The sequence below is a fragment of the Streptomyces sp. WG7 genome, from assembly GCF_049975785.1.
Classification (GTDB): domain Bacteria; phylum Actinomycetota; class Actinomycetes; order Streptomycetales; family Streptomycetaceae; genus Streptomyces.
Genome location: NZ_JBNGGE010000012.1, coordinates 168,791 through 183,719, shown reverse-complemented (window position 1 = coordinate 183,719; position 14,929 = coordinate 168,791). Strand labels below are relative to the sequence as shown.

The window sequence follows — 14,929 nt, the reverse complement described above, 5'->3', positions numbered from 1 at the left end:
CCTGGTGCTGACGGAGCCCGGGCCGGCGGCGGGCGACCCGCACGCGGTCATCGCCGCCGCCGTGCAGGCCGGGCGGCACGCGGACGCCGACGAGCTCGCCGCCCGGCACGAGCGGGCCGCCGCCCAGGCGCGCGGGCCCGCGTCCGAGGACGCGCTGCACTGGACGGAGGTCCGGGCGGACCTGGCGATGTTCGCGGGGGACCCGGCGCGCAGCTGCCGGGCCTGGCTGGCGGTGGCCGAGGCCCGGCTGGTCGCCGGACAGCCGCCGCAGGCACCCGCCGTGGAGGCGGCCGTCGACCGGGCCCACCACCAGTGGGGGCAGGTCCGCGACGCCGGGCCGGCCCGGGAACTGGGCGCGGCTCTCGTCGCGTTGCGCGGCCGGGTGCCCGGACCGCGTGAGGGCGCGCTGGACCACGTGCAGCGGGAACTGAGCCGGTTGCAGACCCAGGGCTGAGACGGTCCTGCCCCGGGTCCGCCGCGCGGCCGCTTCGTCGCGGGCTCGCGTCGCTAGTGGTTTGTCGTGGTTATGGAGTCCACGACCGGGGTGGTGGCGCCCGCCGGGGCCGGTGCCGGTGCCGACGCCGGTACCGATGCCGGAGCCGGGGCGTGTGCCGTGTCCGTCGGTCCCGCGTTCGCGGCCAGCAGCAGGCAGGCCACGGCGACGACGGCGGCGGCGAGGGCTCTGGCGTAACGTTCGGCGGTGCGGGTGCGTCCGGGCACGGCGTCCTCTGCGGAATCGGGGATGGCGCCAAGCGCTGTTAAGCACGCTTAATCCGCGGTTTAACCTAGAGCCGTCGGAGTCGAACGGCAAGAGCCACAGGGGGAGTCGGCAGTGGGGGACCGTGACGACCGTGACGACCGAGGGACGATCGGACGCCGGGTGCAGCGGCTGCGGGCCGAACGCGGCATGACCCAGCGCCAGCTCGCGGAACCGGCGTACACGGCCGCCTACATCTCCACCCTCGAGGCCGGCCGCGTCCGCCCCTCCGACGAGGCACTGCGGCATCTCGCCGAGCGGCTCGGCGTCGGCTACGAGGAACTGGCCACCGGCCGCCCGGCACGGCTCGCCACCGACCTGCGGCTCAGGCTCACCGAGGCGCGGCGCACGCTCGCCACCGAGGGCGCCGAACTGGCCGCCGGACAGTACGCCGGGCTGCTCGCCGAGGCCGAGGCGTACGAGCTGCCCGAGGAGCGGGCCGCCGCACTGCTCGGCCTCGGGGAGTGCGCGGTGGAGACCGGTGAACTGGTCACCGGCCGGCGGTACTTCGAGCAGGCCGAGGAGTGCCTCACCGAGGCCGGGGCCCCGCTGCCCGCCCGCGTCCCCGCCCTGCGCGGACGCGCCCTCGCCCACTACCTCGCCGGCGAGCTCCGGTACGCCGTCTACCTCCTCGAGTCCACCCTCGACGAGCTGAACCGCGGCGGCCTGCACGACCCCGACGCACTGCTGCTGCTCTACGCCAGTGCCATCGGCCCGTACATGGACATGGGCGCGCACGCGCGCGCCGCCCAGGCCGCCGAACTCGCCCTCTCCCTCGCCCCCAGCGCCGGCGACCCCGCCCTGGTGGCCCGCATGCACCGCTCGGTCGCCCGCACCCTGCTCGCCGACGGCCGCCTCGCCGAGGCCGACGCCTCGCTCGCCAAGGCGGCCGAGCTCTACCGCACGCTCCAGCTCCGCACCGAGCTCGCCAACTGCCACTGGATGCGCGGCTACGTCTGCGCCCAGAACGGCGAACTCCCGCGCGCCGAGGAGGAGATGCGGGAGGCCCTCGGCATGCTCTCCGCCACCCGCGCCGCCCTCTACAGCAGCCAGGTCGCCGTCGAGCTGGCCGACGTACTGCACCGGCGCGGCAAGTCCGCCGAGGCCGCCGAACTGCTGCACGGGGTCCTGGACGACCTCTCCTCCGAACGCGGCGCCGTGCACGCGGCGGGCGCGCACCGGCTGCTCGGCATCATCGCCGAGGACGCCCGGGACACCGAGGCCGCCGAGGAGCACTACGTCCGCGCCCTGAGCCTGCTGGAGCGGGCCGGGGCCGCGGGCGACCTGGCCGACCTGTGCCGGCTCCTGGGCGACCTGCTGCGCCGCACCGGCCGCGTGGAGGCGGCCCTCGACGCCTACCGCACCGGCCTGGGACACCGCACGGCACCCGGCACGACCACCCTGGGCCCGGCGCCCGCACAGCCGCCGCTGTAGGGAATCCTGGGCGGTGCACAGCGGCGCCGGTCAGCGTGTCGCCGGGGGAACAGGGACGAGCGGGACGAGGCACGTGGACGACCAGCGGACAGTGACCGGCCGGACGGTGGCCGACGGTGTGCGGCTCACCGTGCGCGCGCTGGTGTACACCGTGCTCGGCGGTGCCGCGCTGCTCGCCATCGTGACCGTGGCCTCGGTGCTGGGCCCGACCCTCGCCCTCGACCTCTACACGCCCCCGGTGGCGGCCTGGTGGACGGTGTTCACCGCCGTCGTCGTCCAGGGCGTGCCCTTCCTGCTGCTCGGCACGGTCGTCTCCGCGGCGATCGGGGCGTTCGTGCCGGAGCGCGTCTTCAGCCGCCTCCTGCCCCGCAACCAGGCCCTCGCCGTGCCCGTCGCCGGCGCGGCGGGGGTGGTGCTGCCCGGCTGCGAGTGCGCGTCGGTGCCGGTGGCCGGGAGCCTGATGCGGCGCGGGGTGGCCCCGGCGGCGGCCCTCGCCTTCCTGCTGTCGGCGCCCGCGATCAACCCGGTGGTGCTGGTCGCCACGTCGATCGCCTTCCCCGGGCAGCCCGCCATGGTCGCCGCGCGCCTGGTCGCCTCGCTCACGGCGGCGGTGGTGATGGGCTGGCTGTGGGTCCGGTTCGGGAAGGACGAGTGGCTGCGGCTGCCGAAGAGCCGTACGGCACCCGGTGCGTCGTCGTACGGCTGGACCGGCTTCGTGACCGGACTGCGGCACGACTTCCTGCACGCGGGCGGTTTCCTGGTCGTCGGCGCGGGCGCGGCGGCCGCCTTCAACATCGCCGTGCCCCGGTCCGTGCTGGACGTCTTCACCGACTCGGCCTGGCTGTCCGTGCTGCTGCTCGCGGTCCTCGCGGTGCTGCTGTGCGTGTGCAGCGAGGCGGACGCGTTCGTCGCCGCCTCGCTGAGCGGGTTCTCACCGACCGCGCGGCTGGCGTTCATGGTGGTGGGTCCGATGGTCGACCTGAAGCTGATCGCGCTGCAGACCGGGACCTTCGGCCGGGCCTTCGCGGTCCGCTTCGCGTCGGTGACGTGGGTGGTGGCCGTGGCGAGCAGCGTGCTGGTGGGGTGGTGGCTGCTGTGAGCCGTTACGGACCGGCCGTCCTCCTCGCGCTGACCGGCGCGGCGGTGCTGCGCATCTCGCTCTTCGGCGACCTCTACCTGCGGTACGTGCAGCCGGGGCTGCGGCCCTACCTGATCGTGTCCGGAGCGGTGCTGGTGCTGCTCGCGGCGGCGACGGCCCTCACCCGGCGCGGCGACGAGCACCGCGACGACGAGGACGCGGACACCCACGTCCACGGCGCCGGGGGCGCGGGTGCCCACGTCCCCGCCGGGGGCGCGGGTGGCGTCGGCCATGGCGCCGGGGGCGCGGGTGCCCTCGGCCACGGCTTCGGGGAGGCGGGTGGCGTCGGTCATGGCTTTGGGGAGGCGGGTGCCCTCGGCCATGGCGCCGGGGGCGCGGGTGGCGTCGGTCATGGCTTCGGGGAGGCGGGTGCCCTCGGCCATGGCTTCGGGGAGGCGGACGGCCACGTCCACGGCGCCGGGGGCGCGGGTGGCGTCGGCCACGGCTTCGGGGAGGCGGATGCCCTCGGCCACGGCTCCGGGGACGCGGGCGGCCACGGCCACAGCCACGGCCCCGCCGGTCCGCGCGTCGCCTGGCTGCTCACCCTGCCCGCCCTCGCCCTGCTGCTGTTCCCGCCGCCCGCGCTCGGCTCCTACAGCGCGGAACGCGAGGCGGCGCAGCGTGCGGCCCAGGGGGTCGGTGCCTTCCCGGCGCTGCCGTCCGGGGACCCGGTGGAGCTGACCCTCGCCGAGTTCGGCTCCCGCGCGATCTACGACAGCGAACGGTCGCTGACCGGCCGTACCGTACGCCTGACCGGCTTCGTCACCCACGGCGACGACGGGACCTGGTACGTCACCCGGCTCCAGGTCTCCTGCTGCGCCGCCGACGCCACCGCAGGCAAGGCCGAGATCCGCGGGGCCGGCGCCCCGCCCGTCGACGCCTGGGTCACGGTCACCGGCACCTGGCACCCGGAGGGCGGGCTCGGCTCGGACGCGGCCTGGCCACCGGTCCTCGACACGACGGACGTACGGCGGGTGGCGCAGCCCGCGAACCCGTACGAGAAGCGCTGAGCCCTCGTCCACCTCCTGCGGAACGCCCGGGTTTCCCCTGGTCCGGCACGGGTAGTCGAGCCTCCGGCCGCGTGAGCGAAGGAGGCGGTGCGCGTGCGGCCCAGCGACGAACCCAGGCGGTCCTCCGAGGGGGCACGCGCCGCCGAGGTGATCGCCGGCGAAGTGCGGGACGCCCCGCCGGGCGAGGTGCCGGGACGACTGTGCGGAGCGGCCGTCCGGCTGCTGCCGGTGACCGGCGCGAGCGCGTCGCTGCGCGGCGACGGCGTGCCGGTACGGCTGTGCGCCAGCGGTGACCGGGCGTCGTACCTGGCGGAGATCCAGGCCACTCTCGGTGACGGCCCCTGTGTGAGCGCCGCCGAGTCGGGTGCTCCGGTGCTCGCCTGCGACCTGACGGCCGGTGCGGACGCCGGCCGGTGGCCCGTCTTCGCGCAGCAGGCGACGGCCGTCGGCATACGGGCGGTCTACGCGCTGCCGCTGGGCAGCGACGCCGTCTGCCTGGGCACGCTCGACCTCTACCGGGACACCCCCGGCGGGCTGACCGGCCCGCAGCTGCGCGTGGCGCGGCTCGTGGCCGGCGTCATGACGGTGGCGCTGATGGCGCTGCCGCGAGGGGAGGAGGCCTGGCTGGACGAGCTGGCCGGTGACCACGACGAGGTGTACCAGGCCGTCGGCATGATCATGGCCCAGCTGGGGGTCGGCGCCGACGAGGCCCTGGCCCGCCTGCGCGCCGACGCGTTCGCCCGCGGCCGCACCGCCCACGACGTGGCCCGCGACGTACTCACCCACCGCCGACGCCTCGACCGCGACCACTAGGTGTACTGACCGGCTGGTGTGCCGTGGCCTGCGTCCTGCCGGGCACGGCAGTGCCCGGCCCGCCCTCCGCTCGCTAGACCTGTGCCCGCCCCTGCCGCCGGACCTCCGCCAGCCGCTCCGTCCCGGTCTCGACGGCTGTCCGGGTGGCGTCGTCGGCCGGTGCGCCGAGGCCGCCGTTGGTGAGGCTGATCGCGTCGTCGCCGATCCGTACGGCGACGAGGTCCACGGTGAGGACGGCACCCTCGGCACTCTCGGCACCCTCGGCGCTCACCGTCACCCGCAGGCCCTGCCGCGCGTCCCCCGCCTCCGGGAGCGCCAGGCCGGTGACCCGGGCGTCCCGGGTGGCGCCGCGGGCGGTCCGGGCCGTGAACCGCCCGCACGTGTCCGGCAGCGTCGCGAGCCAGGCCAGCGTCCTGTCGATGTCGGCCGCGCGGTGCGAGGTGATCCGGAAGTGCAGCTGGGCCCCGCCGGCCGCGTCGTCCAGGGCGACCGTGGCGCGGGGGTCGGAGGCGGTACCGAAGAGCTCCTCGGTGTAGAGGACGTCCAGCAGCCGCCCGCAGTCGGGCCGTTCGGCGGTGGCCTTGAGCACCTCGTCCCGCCAGGTCGCGGCACCCCGGGTCGGCTCCCACGCCTCCCCCAGGTCGGCCTCCGTGATCAGGGCCGCCCGCGCCTGCTCCCGGGTGAGCGCGGGCGGCACGGCGGGTGACGGAAGCGCCGCCGGGGACTGCGCGGTCGCCGACGTGGTGCCGGCCGGCCGGTCCGCCGCCCGCCCGCCGGTGGTGCAGGCCGCCGCCGTCAGCGCCAGCGTCGCCGACAGCGCGGAGGCGAGCAGGGGACGTGCGGCGGGGGCGTGCTGCATCGGGGTTGCCTCCTGGCGGGCGGGGCGACCGGCGCCGTGCAGGACCGGTCACACCCTCCACGGCACCACTGCCCCCACCCCGCCACCAGCGCGCGGGGCCGTCCGGGTGAGGCGCGCGCCCGCGCGAGGCCGCGTAGGGTCACCGGGACCACTTCCCCCCTGAGCCCGAGGAGCCCCGCCGTGACGACCGACACCGGCCGGCAGCCCATCCCGGTGATCATCGACTGCGACACCGGCATCGACGACGCGCTGGCCCTGCTGCTGGCCGTCCGCCACCCGGGGCTCGACCTGCGCGCGGTCACCTGCGTGGCCGGGAACACCGATGTGGAGGGGGTCGTACGGAACACCCTGACCGTGCTGGAGCAGGCGGGCGCTCCCGACGTCCCCGTCGCCCGGGGCGCCGAGCGTCCGCTGATCGAGGACGTGCGCACCGCCCGGCACGTGCACGGCCACGACGGCATGGGCGACCTCGGCCTGCCCGCCCCCGCCCGCACCCCCGTCGACGTGGACGCGGTGACCCTGCTGCGCCGGGAGATCCTCGCCTCCCCGCGCCCGGTCACCCTGATCCCCATCGCCCCGGCGACCAACATCGCGCTGCTGCTGCGCACCCACCCGGAGGTCACCGCCAACATCGAGCGGATCGTCTTCATGGGCGGCGCGGTGGCCACCGGGAACGCGACGCCGGTCGCCGAGTTCAACGTGTGGCACGACCCGGAGGCCGCCGCGATCCTGCTCACCGCCGGGGTGCCGATCACGATGTACGGGCTGGACGTGTTCGAGAGGGTGATCGTCCCGGGGCCGGACGTGCGCCGTCTGCGGGCGAGCGCCGAGCCCGGCACCCGGCTCGCCGGCGAGCTGCTCGCCCACCGCGGCCCGGCCACCGACGAGTCCGACCCCGGCGGCGGCCTCGGCGACGCGGGCGCGGTCTGCGCGGTGATCGACCCCGCGGGCCTGACCACGCACCGGCTGCCCGTCGAGGTGTCCCTGGCCCCCGGCCCGGCCCGCGGCCAGACCCTCGTAGACCGCCGCCTGCGCGTCGGCGAGTCCGAACTGCACGAGGGCACACGCGAACAGCCTCTGGTGGACGTGGCGTTGGACGTGGACGTGGCCCGGTACGTGGAGTTGTACCTGGGGGCAGTCGAGCGCACGGGCGCGTAGTCCCCGGCGCGTCGCGGGCGCGCGGGTTCGCTTTTCGGGTGATGTGGACAGATCTATTCGTGTCGCCCGCACGCATCGCGAAGGAGCCCGCGTGACCGTACGCAGCACCACCCGCACGCCCGACCTGTCGTCCAAGGACCCCAACTGGTGGCGGCAGGCCGTCATCTACCAGGTCTACCCCCGCAGCTTCGCCGACGCCGACGGCGACGGGCTCGGTGACCTGCGGGGCATCACCCAGCGTCTGACGCATCTGGCCGCGCTGGGCGTGGACGCCCTGTGGCTCAGCCCGTTCTACCCGTCCGAGCTGGCCGACGGCGGCTACGACGTCGACGACTACCGGGACGTCGACCCGCGCCTGGGCAGCCTGGACGACTTCGACGCCATGGCCGCCGAGGCCCACCGCCTGGGCCTGAAGGTGATCGTCGACCTGGTCCCCAACCACTCGTCGCACCGCCACGCGTGGTTCCGGGAGGCCCTGAACGCGGGCCCCGGCTCCCCGGCCCGCGACCGCTACGTCTTCCGTGACGGCCGGGGCGAGCACGGGGAGCTGCCGCCCACCGACTGGCAGTCCGTCTTCGGCGGCAGCGCCTGGAAGCGGGTGCCCGACGGGCAGTGGTACCTCCACCTCTTCACCCCCGAGCAGCCCGACCTGAACTGGGAGAACGAGCAGGTCCGCGCCGACTTCCGCACCACGCTGAAGTTCTGGTGCGACCGGGGCGTCGACGGCTTCCGCGTCGACGTGGCGCACGCGCTGGTCAAGGACCTGACCGAGCCGCTGCGCGACCTGGGCTCACCCGAGCTGAGCAGCGAGGCGGCGCTCGCCCGGTTCGCCCCGGGCACCCACCCGTTCTACGACCGCGACGACGTCCACGAGGTCTACCGCGACTGGCGCAAGATCCTCGACGCCTACACCCCGCCCCGCATGGCGGTGGCCGAGGCCTGGGTCCCGGGCGCCCGGCGCGCGCTGTACGCCCGCCCGGACGAGCTGGGGCAGGCCTTCAACTTCGAGTACCTCCAGGCCGGCTGGGACGCGGCGGAGCTGCGCGAGGTGATCACCGGCTCGCTGGCCGACGCCCACGCCGCCGGTGCCTCGGCGACCTGGGTGCTGTCCAACCACGACGTGGTCCGGCACGCCACCCGCCTGGTCCTCCCGCCGGGCACCGACACCGACGCCTGGCTGCTGTCCGGCGGCCACGCACCGGCCGTCGACGCGGCCGCCGGCCTGCGCCGGGCGCGCGCGGCGACGCTGCTGATGCTGGCGCTGCCCGGCTCGGCGTACGTCTACCAGGGCGAGGAACTGGGCCTGCCCGAGGTGGCCGACCTGCCCACCGAGGTCCTCCAGGACCCGATCTGGGAGCAGACCGGGCACGTCCGCAAGGGCCGTGACGGATGCCGGGTCCCGCTGCCGTGGACGACGGACGGGCCGTCGTACGGCTTCGGCGCGGGTGCGGCGTGGCTGCCGCAGCCGCCGGAGTTCGCGTCGTACGCCGTCGAGGCCCAGGACGGGGTGGCGGGCTCGACCCTGGAGCTGTACCGCACGGCCCTGCGCCTGCGCCGCAAGCTGCTCGACGGAGAGTCGCTGACCTGGTCGGACGACGTCCCGGCCGGGGTCCTCCGGTTCGACCGCTCGGACAGCTGGCGCTGCGTCACCAACCTCTCCGGCACGACGGTCGACCTGCCGGCCGGAGAGGTGCTGCTGAGCAGCGCACCGCTGGACGGCGGCCGCCTGGGGCCGGACACGACGGTGTGGCTGGGGTTGTAGCGGTCCCGGAGGCCTGCGGGGACGGCGGGCCTGTGCCGGGCGCCGGGCGGCAGGCTGTCGACGGGCGGCAGGCGGCAGGCAGCTGACGGGCGGCGGGCCCGGCGGGGGCCGGGCCTGCCGCCCTGTGCGGGGGCCGCCAGGATCAGACGTGACCGGGGCCACCGCCGCCGAAGGATCCGCTCGACCCCGGCAGCCAGCGGCGGCGGATCTGGTCCTGGCCCCGGCGGCTGCCCGAGTGGTGGAGCTCGTACGGCATGAGCCGTGGGCTTCCGTCTGTGACCAGCGGGATCTCGTCGGGTTCCCGCATCTCCCGTTCCTCGTGGACGGCGCCGGTTGCGGGAAGTCTGCCGTGCTCGTCGGCGTGGGGGCGTTCGGGTTCTTGTTCCATGACCCGCATGCCCATGCGCACGGCCCAGATCAGCGCGCCGGCGATGACCAGCCCGCCGATGAAGGCGATCGTCACGTTGAGCGCGTGCGAGGACGCGGCCAGCAGTTCAAGCGTTGCCGTACTCATGTTCTGATTATGTACCCCCAAATGAGATAAAGCGCCAGGAATGTCCGAGTAGTCCCTCTGAGGGCTTGGGGCGGCTTGGGGCGGCTTGGGGGCGGTTCGGGGTCTTGGGGCTCGGGGGGCCTTTCCGGGTGCCCCGTCCTGATTGAGAGCAGCCGGTGCCTGGTACCCGGCCGGCAGTGCGGTGGCGTCGGCGCCGAGTCCGCGGCCACGCACACGGCCCCGCGTCGCCGCTGGAAGGAGCACCCCCATGACCGTGCCGTTGACGGCCGACGCCCACGAGTATGGCCTGGTCGGGGACGGTACCGCCGACGACCGGCCGGCACTGCAGAAGCTGGTGGACGCGTTGGGCGACGCCACCGCCGCGGACGGGCGGCCGCGCACCGTACGCGTGCCCGCCGGGCGGTACGTGATCCGGGACCGGCCCGTGCTCTGGCGCAGCGGCGTCTCGCTGACCGGCGCCGGACGCGGCGCCACCTGCTTCGCCCTCACCAACCCCGGCGCCCCCACGCGGCCGGTGCCGCTGGCCTGGTTCACCACCGCCCAGCACGGCGCCGGGCGGGAGAACCACATCGCCGACGTCACCTTCGCCCACTTCGAGATCGACGGCTCCGGGGTGCGGACCGAGGAGTACGAGGTGCTGGCCAAGGGGCTCGGCCTCCAGTACGTGCTGCGCGGGCGCTTCAGCGACCTGTACATCCACGACACCGCCGCCACCGGTTTCGGGTGCGACTTCCTCCAGGACACCGTCGTCGAGGGCGTGCTCGCCGAGCGGTGCGGGCGGCAGGACCCCGGGGAGAAGATGGGCGGCGCGGGCATCGGCATCGGGGTCGGCGGCTGGGGGCCGGTCGAACGCACGACGGTGACCGACTGCACCGCCAACGGCAACGGCACCAACGGCATCTTCCTCGAACTCCAGCAGGACGACTGGGTTCCGCCCCGGGGCATCCGCGTCACCGCCTGCCACACCGAGGACAACCGCTACGGCATCTCCGACTGGGGCGCCGACGGCCTGCTGGTCACCGGCTGCACGATGCTCGGCAACCACGTCGCCGGGTTCGACGTGTCGGCGCAGGGCACGACGAGCGTCGGAGGGCGCGGCGGCATCGTCACCGGGTGCGTGATCGACGGCAACGTCGGGGACGGGGTAGCCCTCGGCAACACCCCGGGTCCGTACGCCTTCCGCGGCAACCGGATCAGCAACAACGGGCGGTACGGGTACTGGCAGCACAACCTGGCCGGCGGCGACCAGGAGCCCGCCACCGACATCGTCCTGGAGTCCAACGACCTCCACGACAACGCCCTGGACGGCATCCGCGTCGACGCCCCGCTGCACGAGCCGGCGATCTTCGGCAACCGGGTCCGCAACAACGGCCGCCGTGCCGCGCCCCGGGCAGAAGGGGGCGGCGAGGGTGTCCGCTGCGGGCCGCTGTCCCTGACCGACGAGAACGCCGACTGGCTCCCCGGCGGCCACCGCGGCAAGGAGCTGACGGTCGGCGCCCGGAACACCGGGGACGCGGCCGGCGCCATCGCGGGGGACACGGCCGGCACCACCGCGGGGGAAGCGGATAGCACCGCCGCCGGCACCACCGCCGGGGACGCGGCCGGCACCGCCGCCGAGGTCACCGTGGTGGTCGTCGACAACACCGCCACCGAACTCACCCTCGCCCCCGCACGCCCGGGCGCGGAAACGGCCTGGCCCGCCGGCACCCCCGCCCCCGGCGCCGGCTACCGCCTCCCGGACTGTCCGGCCCCGCGCACCGGCCTCACCGCCGCCGCGGCCGTGGCCCACCCGTACGTGCACGGCAACCGCGTCCGGGACGACGGGCGCCCGCGCACCCAGACCCACGCCCTGTGGATCGCGCACGAGGCCACCTGGACCGGCGGCCGGGTATCCGGCAACGACTTCAGCGGCAACGCCTCGGCGGCGACCCGCTTCGACTCGTCCCCGAGCGGTGGGCGCTGGCGCGACAACGACGGCTGACGGGCCCGCCACCGGAGGCCGCCGCCGGGCGGGACGGCACCGCCCGCCGCCTCACGGTGCCCGCAGCGCGTCCACCGCGATGCGGGCCGCCGTGCCGATCACCGCGTCCGCCGCGGGGAGGACGGCGGCGGTGTGGGCGGTGCGGGTGAAGACGGCCACGGCGTAGCGGCCGCCGTCGGGGTATTCGACGACGCCGACCTCGTTGCGCAGGGTCGGCAGGCTGCCGGTCTTGCCGGCCACGTGGACGTCGTCGAAGGGGAAGCCCGAGGCCAGGCGGTGCGGCCACACCTGGAGGCCCATGATGCGGCGCACGGCGGCGCCGTACTCGGGCGGGCACGCCTCGTCCCGCCACACCGCGGCGAGCAGGCGGGTCATGTCGCGGGGGGTGCTGTGATTGGTGCGGGCCGGGTCCAGGGCGCGGAGCCGGGCGATGACGTGCGGGTCGGCGAGGGCCTGGGCACCGGCCGGTCCCGTGTCCTCGCGCATCGCGGCGAGCATGTCGCCGAAGCCGTACACGGCCCGCGTACGGGTGAGGCCGAGCCGGGCCGTGGTGCGGTTGACGGCGTCCAGACCGACCCGTCGCAGCAGCAGGTCGGCGGCGGTGTTGTCGCTGACGGACATCATCAGGAACGCCGCGTCGCGCAGCGACAGCCGGACCGGGTCGAGCATGGCCGCCAGCCCCGTGGGCCCCGGGGTGCGTCCGGCGGGCGGGCACTCGGTCTGCTCGGTGAGGTCCAGCGCCCCGGCCGCCGCCAGTTCGTGCAGCGTGACCAGCACGCACAGCTTGTGGACACTGGCCGTGCACACCGGCTGGTCCGCCCCGGCGCCGACCTGCGCGCCGGAGTCGATGTCGACGGCGTGCAGCCACCCGGTGACCCCGGCGTCGGCGAAGGCCGCGTCCAGACGGGCGGTGGTCGCGGTGTCGGTCACAGCCAGAACTCCGATGCCGGACGAAGGTGCAGTGGCCGGGCGGGTGCCTCGGAACGGGCGCCGGCCGTGGTGCGCAGGGCGTGGGTGGCCGCGTCCGCGAAGGCACCGACGGCGGCGTCGCCGCGCCCCTTGGGCCAGGCCACGGAGTGCCGCCAGGCCAGCGGGGCCCCGGCCAGCGGACGCCAGACCACATCCCCGTCACCGGCTGCGGCGAGCCGGGTGTCGCGGGGGCCGAGGGCGACGGCCCCGGACGACAGCACCAGTCCGCGTACGAAGCTGGCGCCCTGGCCGTGCCGTACGGCGGCGGGGGTGTAGCCGCCCCGGGCGCAGGCGGTGAGCAGGTCGTCGTAGACGGCGGGGGCGCCGGCGCGCGGGAAGAGGACCAGGTCGTAGCCGGTGAGGGAGGCGAGCGGTACTTCGTCGAGCTCCGCCTGGGCCGCGCCGCGCGGCAGCAGCACGCCGAGGTCGCGGCGGAGCACCGGGCCCAGTTCGAGACCGGTGACGTCGCACGGGTGGTGGATGAGGCCGACGTCCAGTTCGTGGGCGGCGAAACCGGCGAGCTGCTGGGCGGTGGACAGTTCGTGCAGTTCGAGTTCCAGGCCGGAGCGGCGGTGCCGGAAGTCCGCCAGCAGCGCGGCGACGGTCTCGCCGGAGACGTCGGGGGACAGGGCGGCGCGCAGCAGGCCGCTCTCGCCGTCGCGGATGCGGCGCGCGGCGGCCCGGAAGGAGTCGGAGCGGGCGAGCAGCTCGCGGGCCTCGGCGAGCAGCAGCGTCCCCGCCTCGGTGATCGTCACTTGGCGGCTGGTGCGCTCGAAGAGCCGGACGCCGAGTTCCTTCTCCAGCCGCTGGATGCGCTGTGACAGGGGTGGCTGGGCCATGCCGAGGCGGGCCGCGGCACGGCCGAAGTGTGACTCTTCCGCAACAGCCACGAAGCACTCCAGGTGCCGCACCAGGTCCACGACCAGGAATCATATCGGGAATTGATCGAATCGGCATTCATATCGATCTTGGACAGGGGCGTCGCCGGGCTGCTCTCCTCTGGGGCATGCGCTCCTTCCGTGACCTCTCGCACCGCACCCGCCGGTGGCCCGGCGTGCTGGCCCTCGCCCTCGCTCTTCCGCTGGCCGGCTGCGCCACCGAGTCCGGGCGTCCGGACGCGACGCCGTCGGCGAGCGGCGGCCCGTCCCGGACCTCCGGCAGCACGGCCTCCGCGGCACCGGACGCCCGCGCACAGTTGCGCGTGGACGGCCGCACCCGCCAGTACCTCCTGCACCGGCCCGCCGGCTCCGCCGCCGACGGTCCGAGGCCCCTCGTCATCGCCTTCCACGGCCGTGGCGCCGACGCGGCCGAGATGCGCGAGAAGAGCCGGCTGGAGCGGGCCGCCGGCGAGCGCGGCATGCTGGTCGCCTACCCGGAGGGCCTCGACAACGGCTGGGGTGCGGGCACGCAGGCGACCGAGCGGCGGCCGGACCCCGACCTCGACGTCCGCTTCACCGAGGCGCTGATCAAGTACCTGGTGCGGACCGAACGGGCCGACCCCGAGCGGGTGTACGTCGCCGGTTTCTCCAACGGAGGCTCGATGGCGCTGCGCTTCGCCGCCCAGCGCCCCGGCCTGCTGGCGGGCGCCGCCTCGGTCTCCGGCCAACTGCCCGCGGGCGCCGCCGCGGTCGAGCCCACCGGGCCCGTCCCCGTCATGGTCGTCTACGGCGCCGACGACCCCGTACGCCCCCTCGAGGGCTGGCCCTCCCCGCCGCCGAACCCCGAGGAGCCGATCCTTCCGAGCCTGTCGGCCCGGGACAGCGCGGAGGCGTTCGCCGAAGCGGGCGGCGCGGGCGAGCCGGTCACGGAGGACGAGAAGGGCTACGACCGCACCGTCTGGCACCTGAAGGACGCGAAGGGCCCCAGCCCGAAGAGCCCGAAGAGCCCGAAGAGCCCGAAGAGCCCGAAGGACGCGAAGGGCGCAGCGGCGGCCGATGGAGGGGCCGCTGGAGGGGCCGCCACCGTCCAGCTCCTGGTCGTCGAGGACGCCGGTCACACCTGGCCGGGTTCGTCGGTCGCCCCGCCCGAGGGGTTCGGCCCCACCAGCAAGGCCCTGGACGCCACCGACACGATCCTCGACTTCTTCACGGGCGCCGGTCGCTGAGTGACGTGACACCTCCCGGGCGCCGGGAGGTGTCACCGGCCCCGGGAGGTGTCACCGGCCCCGGGACGTGCCGTCAGCCCTGGGAGGTGTCCCGCCCGCCGGGCGCCGTACCGGGATTCCCGCCTCCGGTGTCATCACGGCGGATCGCCTCGCCCTGGATGACCCGGGGCGCCTCCCGGTCCTCGGGCGGCGTCCGCTCCTCGTCCTTCATCGCGCGGGCCTCGGCCTTGAGGATGCGGGCCGACTTGCCCGCCGAGCGGGTCAGCTCGGGGAGCTTCTTGGCGGCGAGAACGGCTATGACGACGATGAGAATGATCGCGAGTTCGCTCAGTCCGAACACGGCGCTCCCCTGGTGAACGTACGGTGCGAGCCCGCGGCACGGGCCCGCACGGAATCTACGGCATGGCCGGTGGCGTCGAAGGGACCAGAG

At 75.4% G+C, this 14,929-nt stretch carries 14 protein-coding genes and 1 pseudogene; 9 read left to right on the top strand and 6 right to left on the bottom strand.

Going from position 1 to position 14,929, the window contains the following annotated elements:
- Nucleotides 1-454, top strand: a pseudogene (locus ACP4J0_RS15820) (hypothetical protein); the annotation flags it as partial.
- Between the two features lie 53 nt (nt 455-507).
- Here the strand turns inward: ACP4J0_RS15820 and ACP4J0_RS15815 are convergent.
- A complete protein-coding gene (locus ACP4J0_RS15815) occupies nt 508-720 on the bottom strand; it encodes a hypothetical protein (protein ID WP_426599299.1) in 213 nt (70 codons plus the stop codon).
- Between the two features lie 112 nt (nt 721-832).
- Between ACP4J0_RS15815 and ACP4J0_RS15810 the strand changes: the two genes are divergently transcribed.
- The 4 genes from ACP4J0_RS15810 (at nt 833) to ACP4J0_RS15795 (ending at nt 5,152) form a co-directional block, all read left to right on the top strand.
- Complete coding sequence (locus ACP4J0_RS15810) at nt 833-2,191, top strand: helix-turn-helix domain-containing protein (protein WP_426599298.1); 1,359 nt, start codon at nt 833-835, stop codon at nt 2,189-2,191.
- Nucleotides 2,192-2,264: 73 nt separating this feature from the next.
- A complete protein-coding gene (locus ACP4J0_RS15805; RefSeq protein ID WP_426599297.1) occupies nt 2,265-3,290 on the top strand; it encodes a permease in 1,026 nt (341 codons plus the stop codon).
- Nucleotides 3,287-4,339 carry a TIGR03943 family putative permease subunit gene (locus tag ACP4J0_RS15800; protein ID WP_426599296.1) on the top strand — a complete coding sequence of 351 codons (1,053 nt, stop codon included), beginning with the start codon at nt 3,287-3,289 and terminating at the stop codon, nt 4,337-4,339. The genes ACP4J0_RS15805 and ACP4J0_RS15800 overlap by 4 nt, the downstream gene beginning before the upstream one ends.
- A gap of 87 nt (nt 4,340-4,426) precedes the next feature.
- A complete protein-coding gene (locus ACP4J0_RS15795) occupies nt 4,427-5,152 on the top strand; it encodes a GAF and ANTAR domain-containing protein (RefSeq protein WP_426599295.1) in 726 nt (241 codons plus the stop codon).
- Between the two features lie 73 nt (nt 5,153-5,225).
- Here the strand turns inward: ACP4J0_RS15795 and ACP4J0_RS15790 are convergent, their stop codons facing one another.
- Complete coding sequence (locus tag ACP4J0_RS15790) at nt 5,226-6,011, bottom strand: hypothetical protein (protein ID WP_426599294.1); 786 nt, start codon at nt 6,009-6,011, stop codon at nt 5,226-5,228.
- Nucleotides 6,012-6,191: 180 nt separating this feature from the next.
- On the opposite strand from ACP4J0_RS15790, the gene ACP4J0_RS15785 reads away from it, so the two are divergent.
- Both ACP4J0_RS15785 and ACP4J0_RS15780 read left to right on the top strand, forming a co-directional pair.
- Nucleotides 6,192-7,169 carry a nucleoside hydrolase gene (locus ACP4J0_RS15785; RefSeq protein ID WP_426599293.1) on the top strand — a complete coding sequence of 326 codons (978 nt, stop codon included), beginning with the start codon at nt 6,192-6,194 and terminating at the stop codon, nt 7,167-7,169.
- A gap of 91 nt (nt 7,170-7,260) precedes the next feature.
- On the top strand, nt 7,261-8,931 hold the full coding sequence (locus ACP4J0_RS15780; protein ID WP_426599292.1) for a glycoside hydrolase family 13 protein: 1,671 nt from the start codon (nt 7,261-7,263) through the stop codon (nt 8,929-8,931).
- A 142-nt stretch (nt 8,932-9,073) separates the two neighbouring features.
- Here ACP4J0_RS15780 and ACP4J0_RS15775 read toward each other — a convergent pair whose 3' ends face one another.
- A complete protein-coding gene (locus ACP4J0_RS15775; RefSeq protein WP_426599291.1) occupies nt 9,074-9,445 on the bottom strand; it encodes a DUF6479 family protein in 372 nt (123 codons plus the stop codon).
- Between the two features lie 247 nt (nt 9,446-9,692).
- On the opposite strand from ACP4J0_RS15775, the gene ACP4J0_RS15770 reads away from it, so the two are divergent.
- Complete coding sequence (locus ACP4J0_RS15770) at nt 9,693-11,426, top strand: right-handed parallel beta-helix repeat-containing protein (protein WP_426599290.1); 1,734 nt, start codon at nt 9,693-9,695, stop codon at nt 11,424-11,426.
- Between the two features lie 51 nt (nt 11,427-11,477).
- Here ACP4J0_RS15770 and ACP4J0_RS15765 read toward each other — a convergent pair whose 3' ends face one another.
- Together ACP4J0_RS15765 and ACP4J0_RS15760 are read right to left on the bottom strand one after the other, a co-directional pair.
- Nucleotides 11,478-12,356 (bottom strand): serine hydrolase, encoded by an 879-nt coding sequence (locus ACP4J0_RS15765; protein ID WP_426599289.1) that lies wholly within the window; start codon nt 12,354-12,356, stop codon nt 11,478-11,480.
- A complete protein-coding gene (locus ACP4J0_RS15760) occupies nt 12,353-13,315 on the bottom strand; it encodes a LysR family transcriptional regulator (RefSeq protein WP_426599288.1) in 963 nt (320 codons plus the stop codon). The genes ACP4J0_RS15765 and ACP4J0_RS15760 overlap by 4 nt, the downstream gene beginning before the upstream one ends.
- A gap of 86 nt (nt 13,316-13,401) precedes the next feature.
- Between ACP4J0_RS15760 and ACP4J0_RS15755 the strand changes: the two genes are divergently transcribed.
- Entirely contained in the window at nt 13,402-14,499 is a 1,098-nt protein-coding gene (locus ACP4J0_RS15755; RefSeq protein WP_426599287.1) for an alpha/beta hydrolase family esterase, read from the top strand.
- 73 nt (nt 14,500-14,572) lie between these two features.
- Here ACP4J0_RS15755 and ACP4J0_RS15750 read toward each other — a convergent pair whose 3' ends face one another.
- Nucleotides 14,573-14,839 (bottom strand): twin-arginine translocase TatA/TatE family subunit, encoded by a 267-nt coding sequence (locus ACP4J0_RS15750; protein ID WP_426599286.1) that lies wholly within the window; start codon nt 14,837-14,839, stop codon nt 14,573-14,575.
- Nucleotides 14,840-14,929 lie beyond the last annotated feature (90 nt).

Coding starts and splice junctions, on each gene's coding strand:
- ACP4J0_RS15790 (WP_426599294.1), bottom strand. CDS start 6,011: ATGCAGCACGCCCCCGCCGCACGTCCCCTGCTCGCCTCCGCGCTGTCG.
- ACP4J0_RS15770 (WP_426599290.1), top strand. CDS start 9,693: ATGACCGTGCCGTTGACGGCCGACGCCCACGAGTATGGCCTGGTCGGG.
- ACP4J0_RS15775 (WP_426599291.1), bottom strand. CDS start 9,445: ATGAGTACGGCAACGCTTGAACTGCTGGCCGCGTCCTCGCACGCGCTC.
- ACP4J0_RS15755 (WP_426599287.1), top strand. CDS start 13,402: ATGCGCTCCTTCCGTGACCTCTCGCACCGCACCCGCCGGTGGCCCGGC.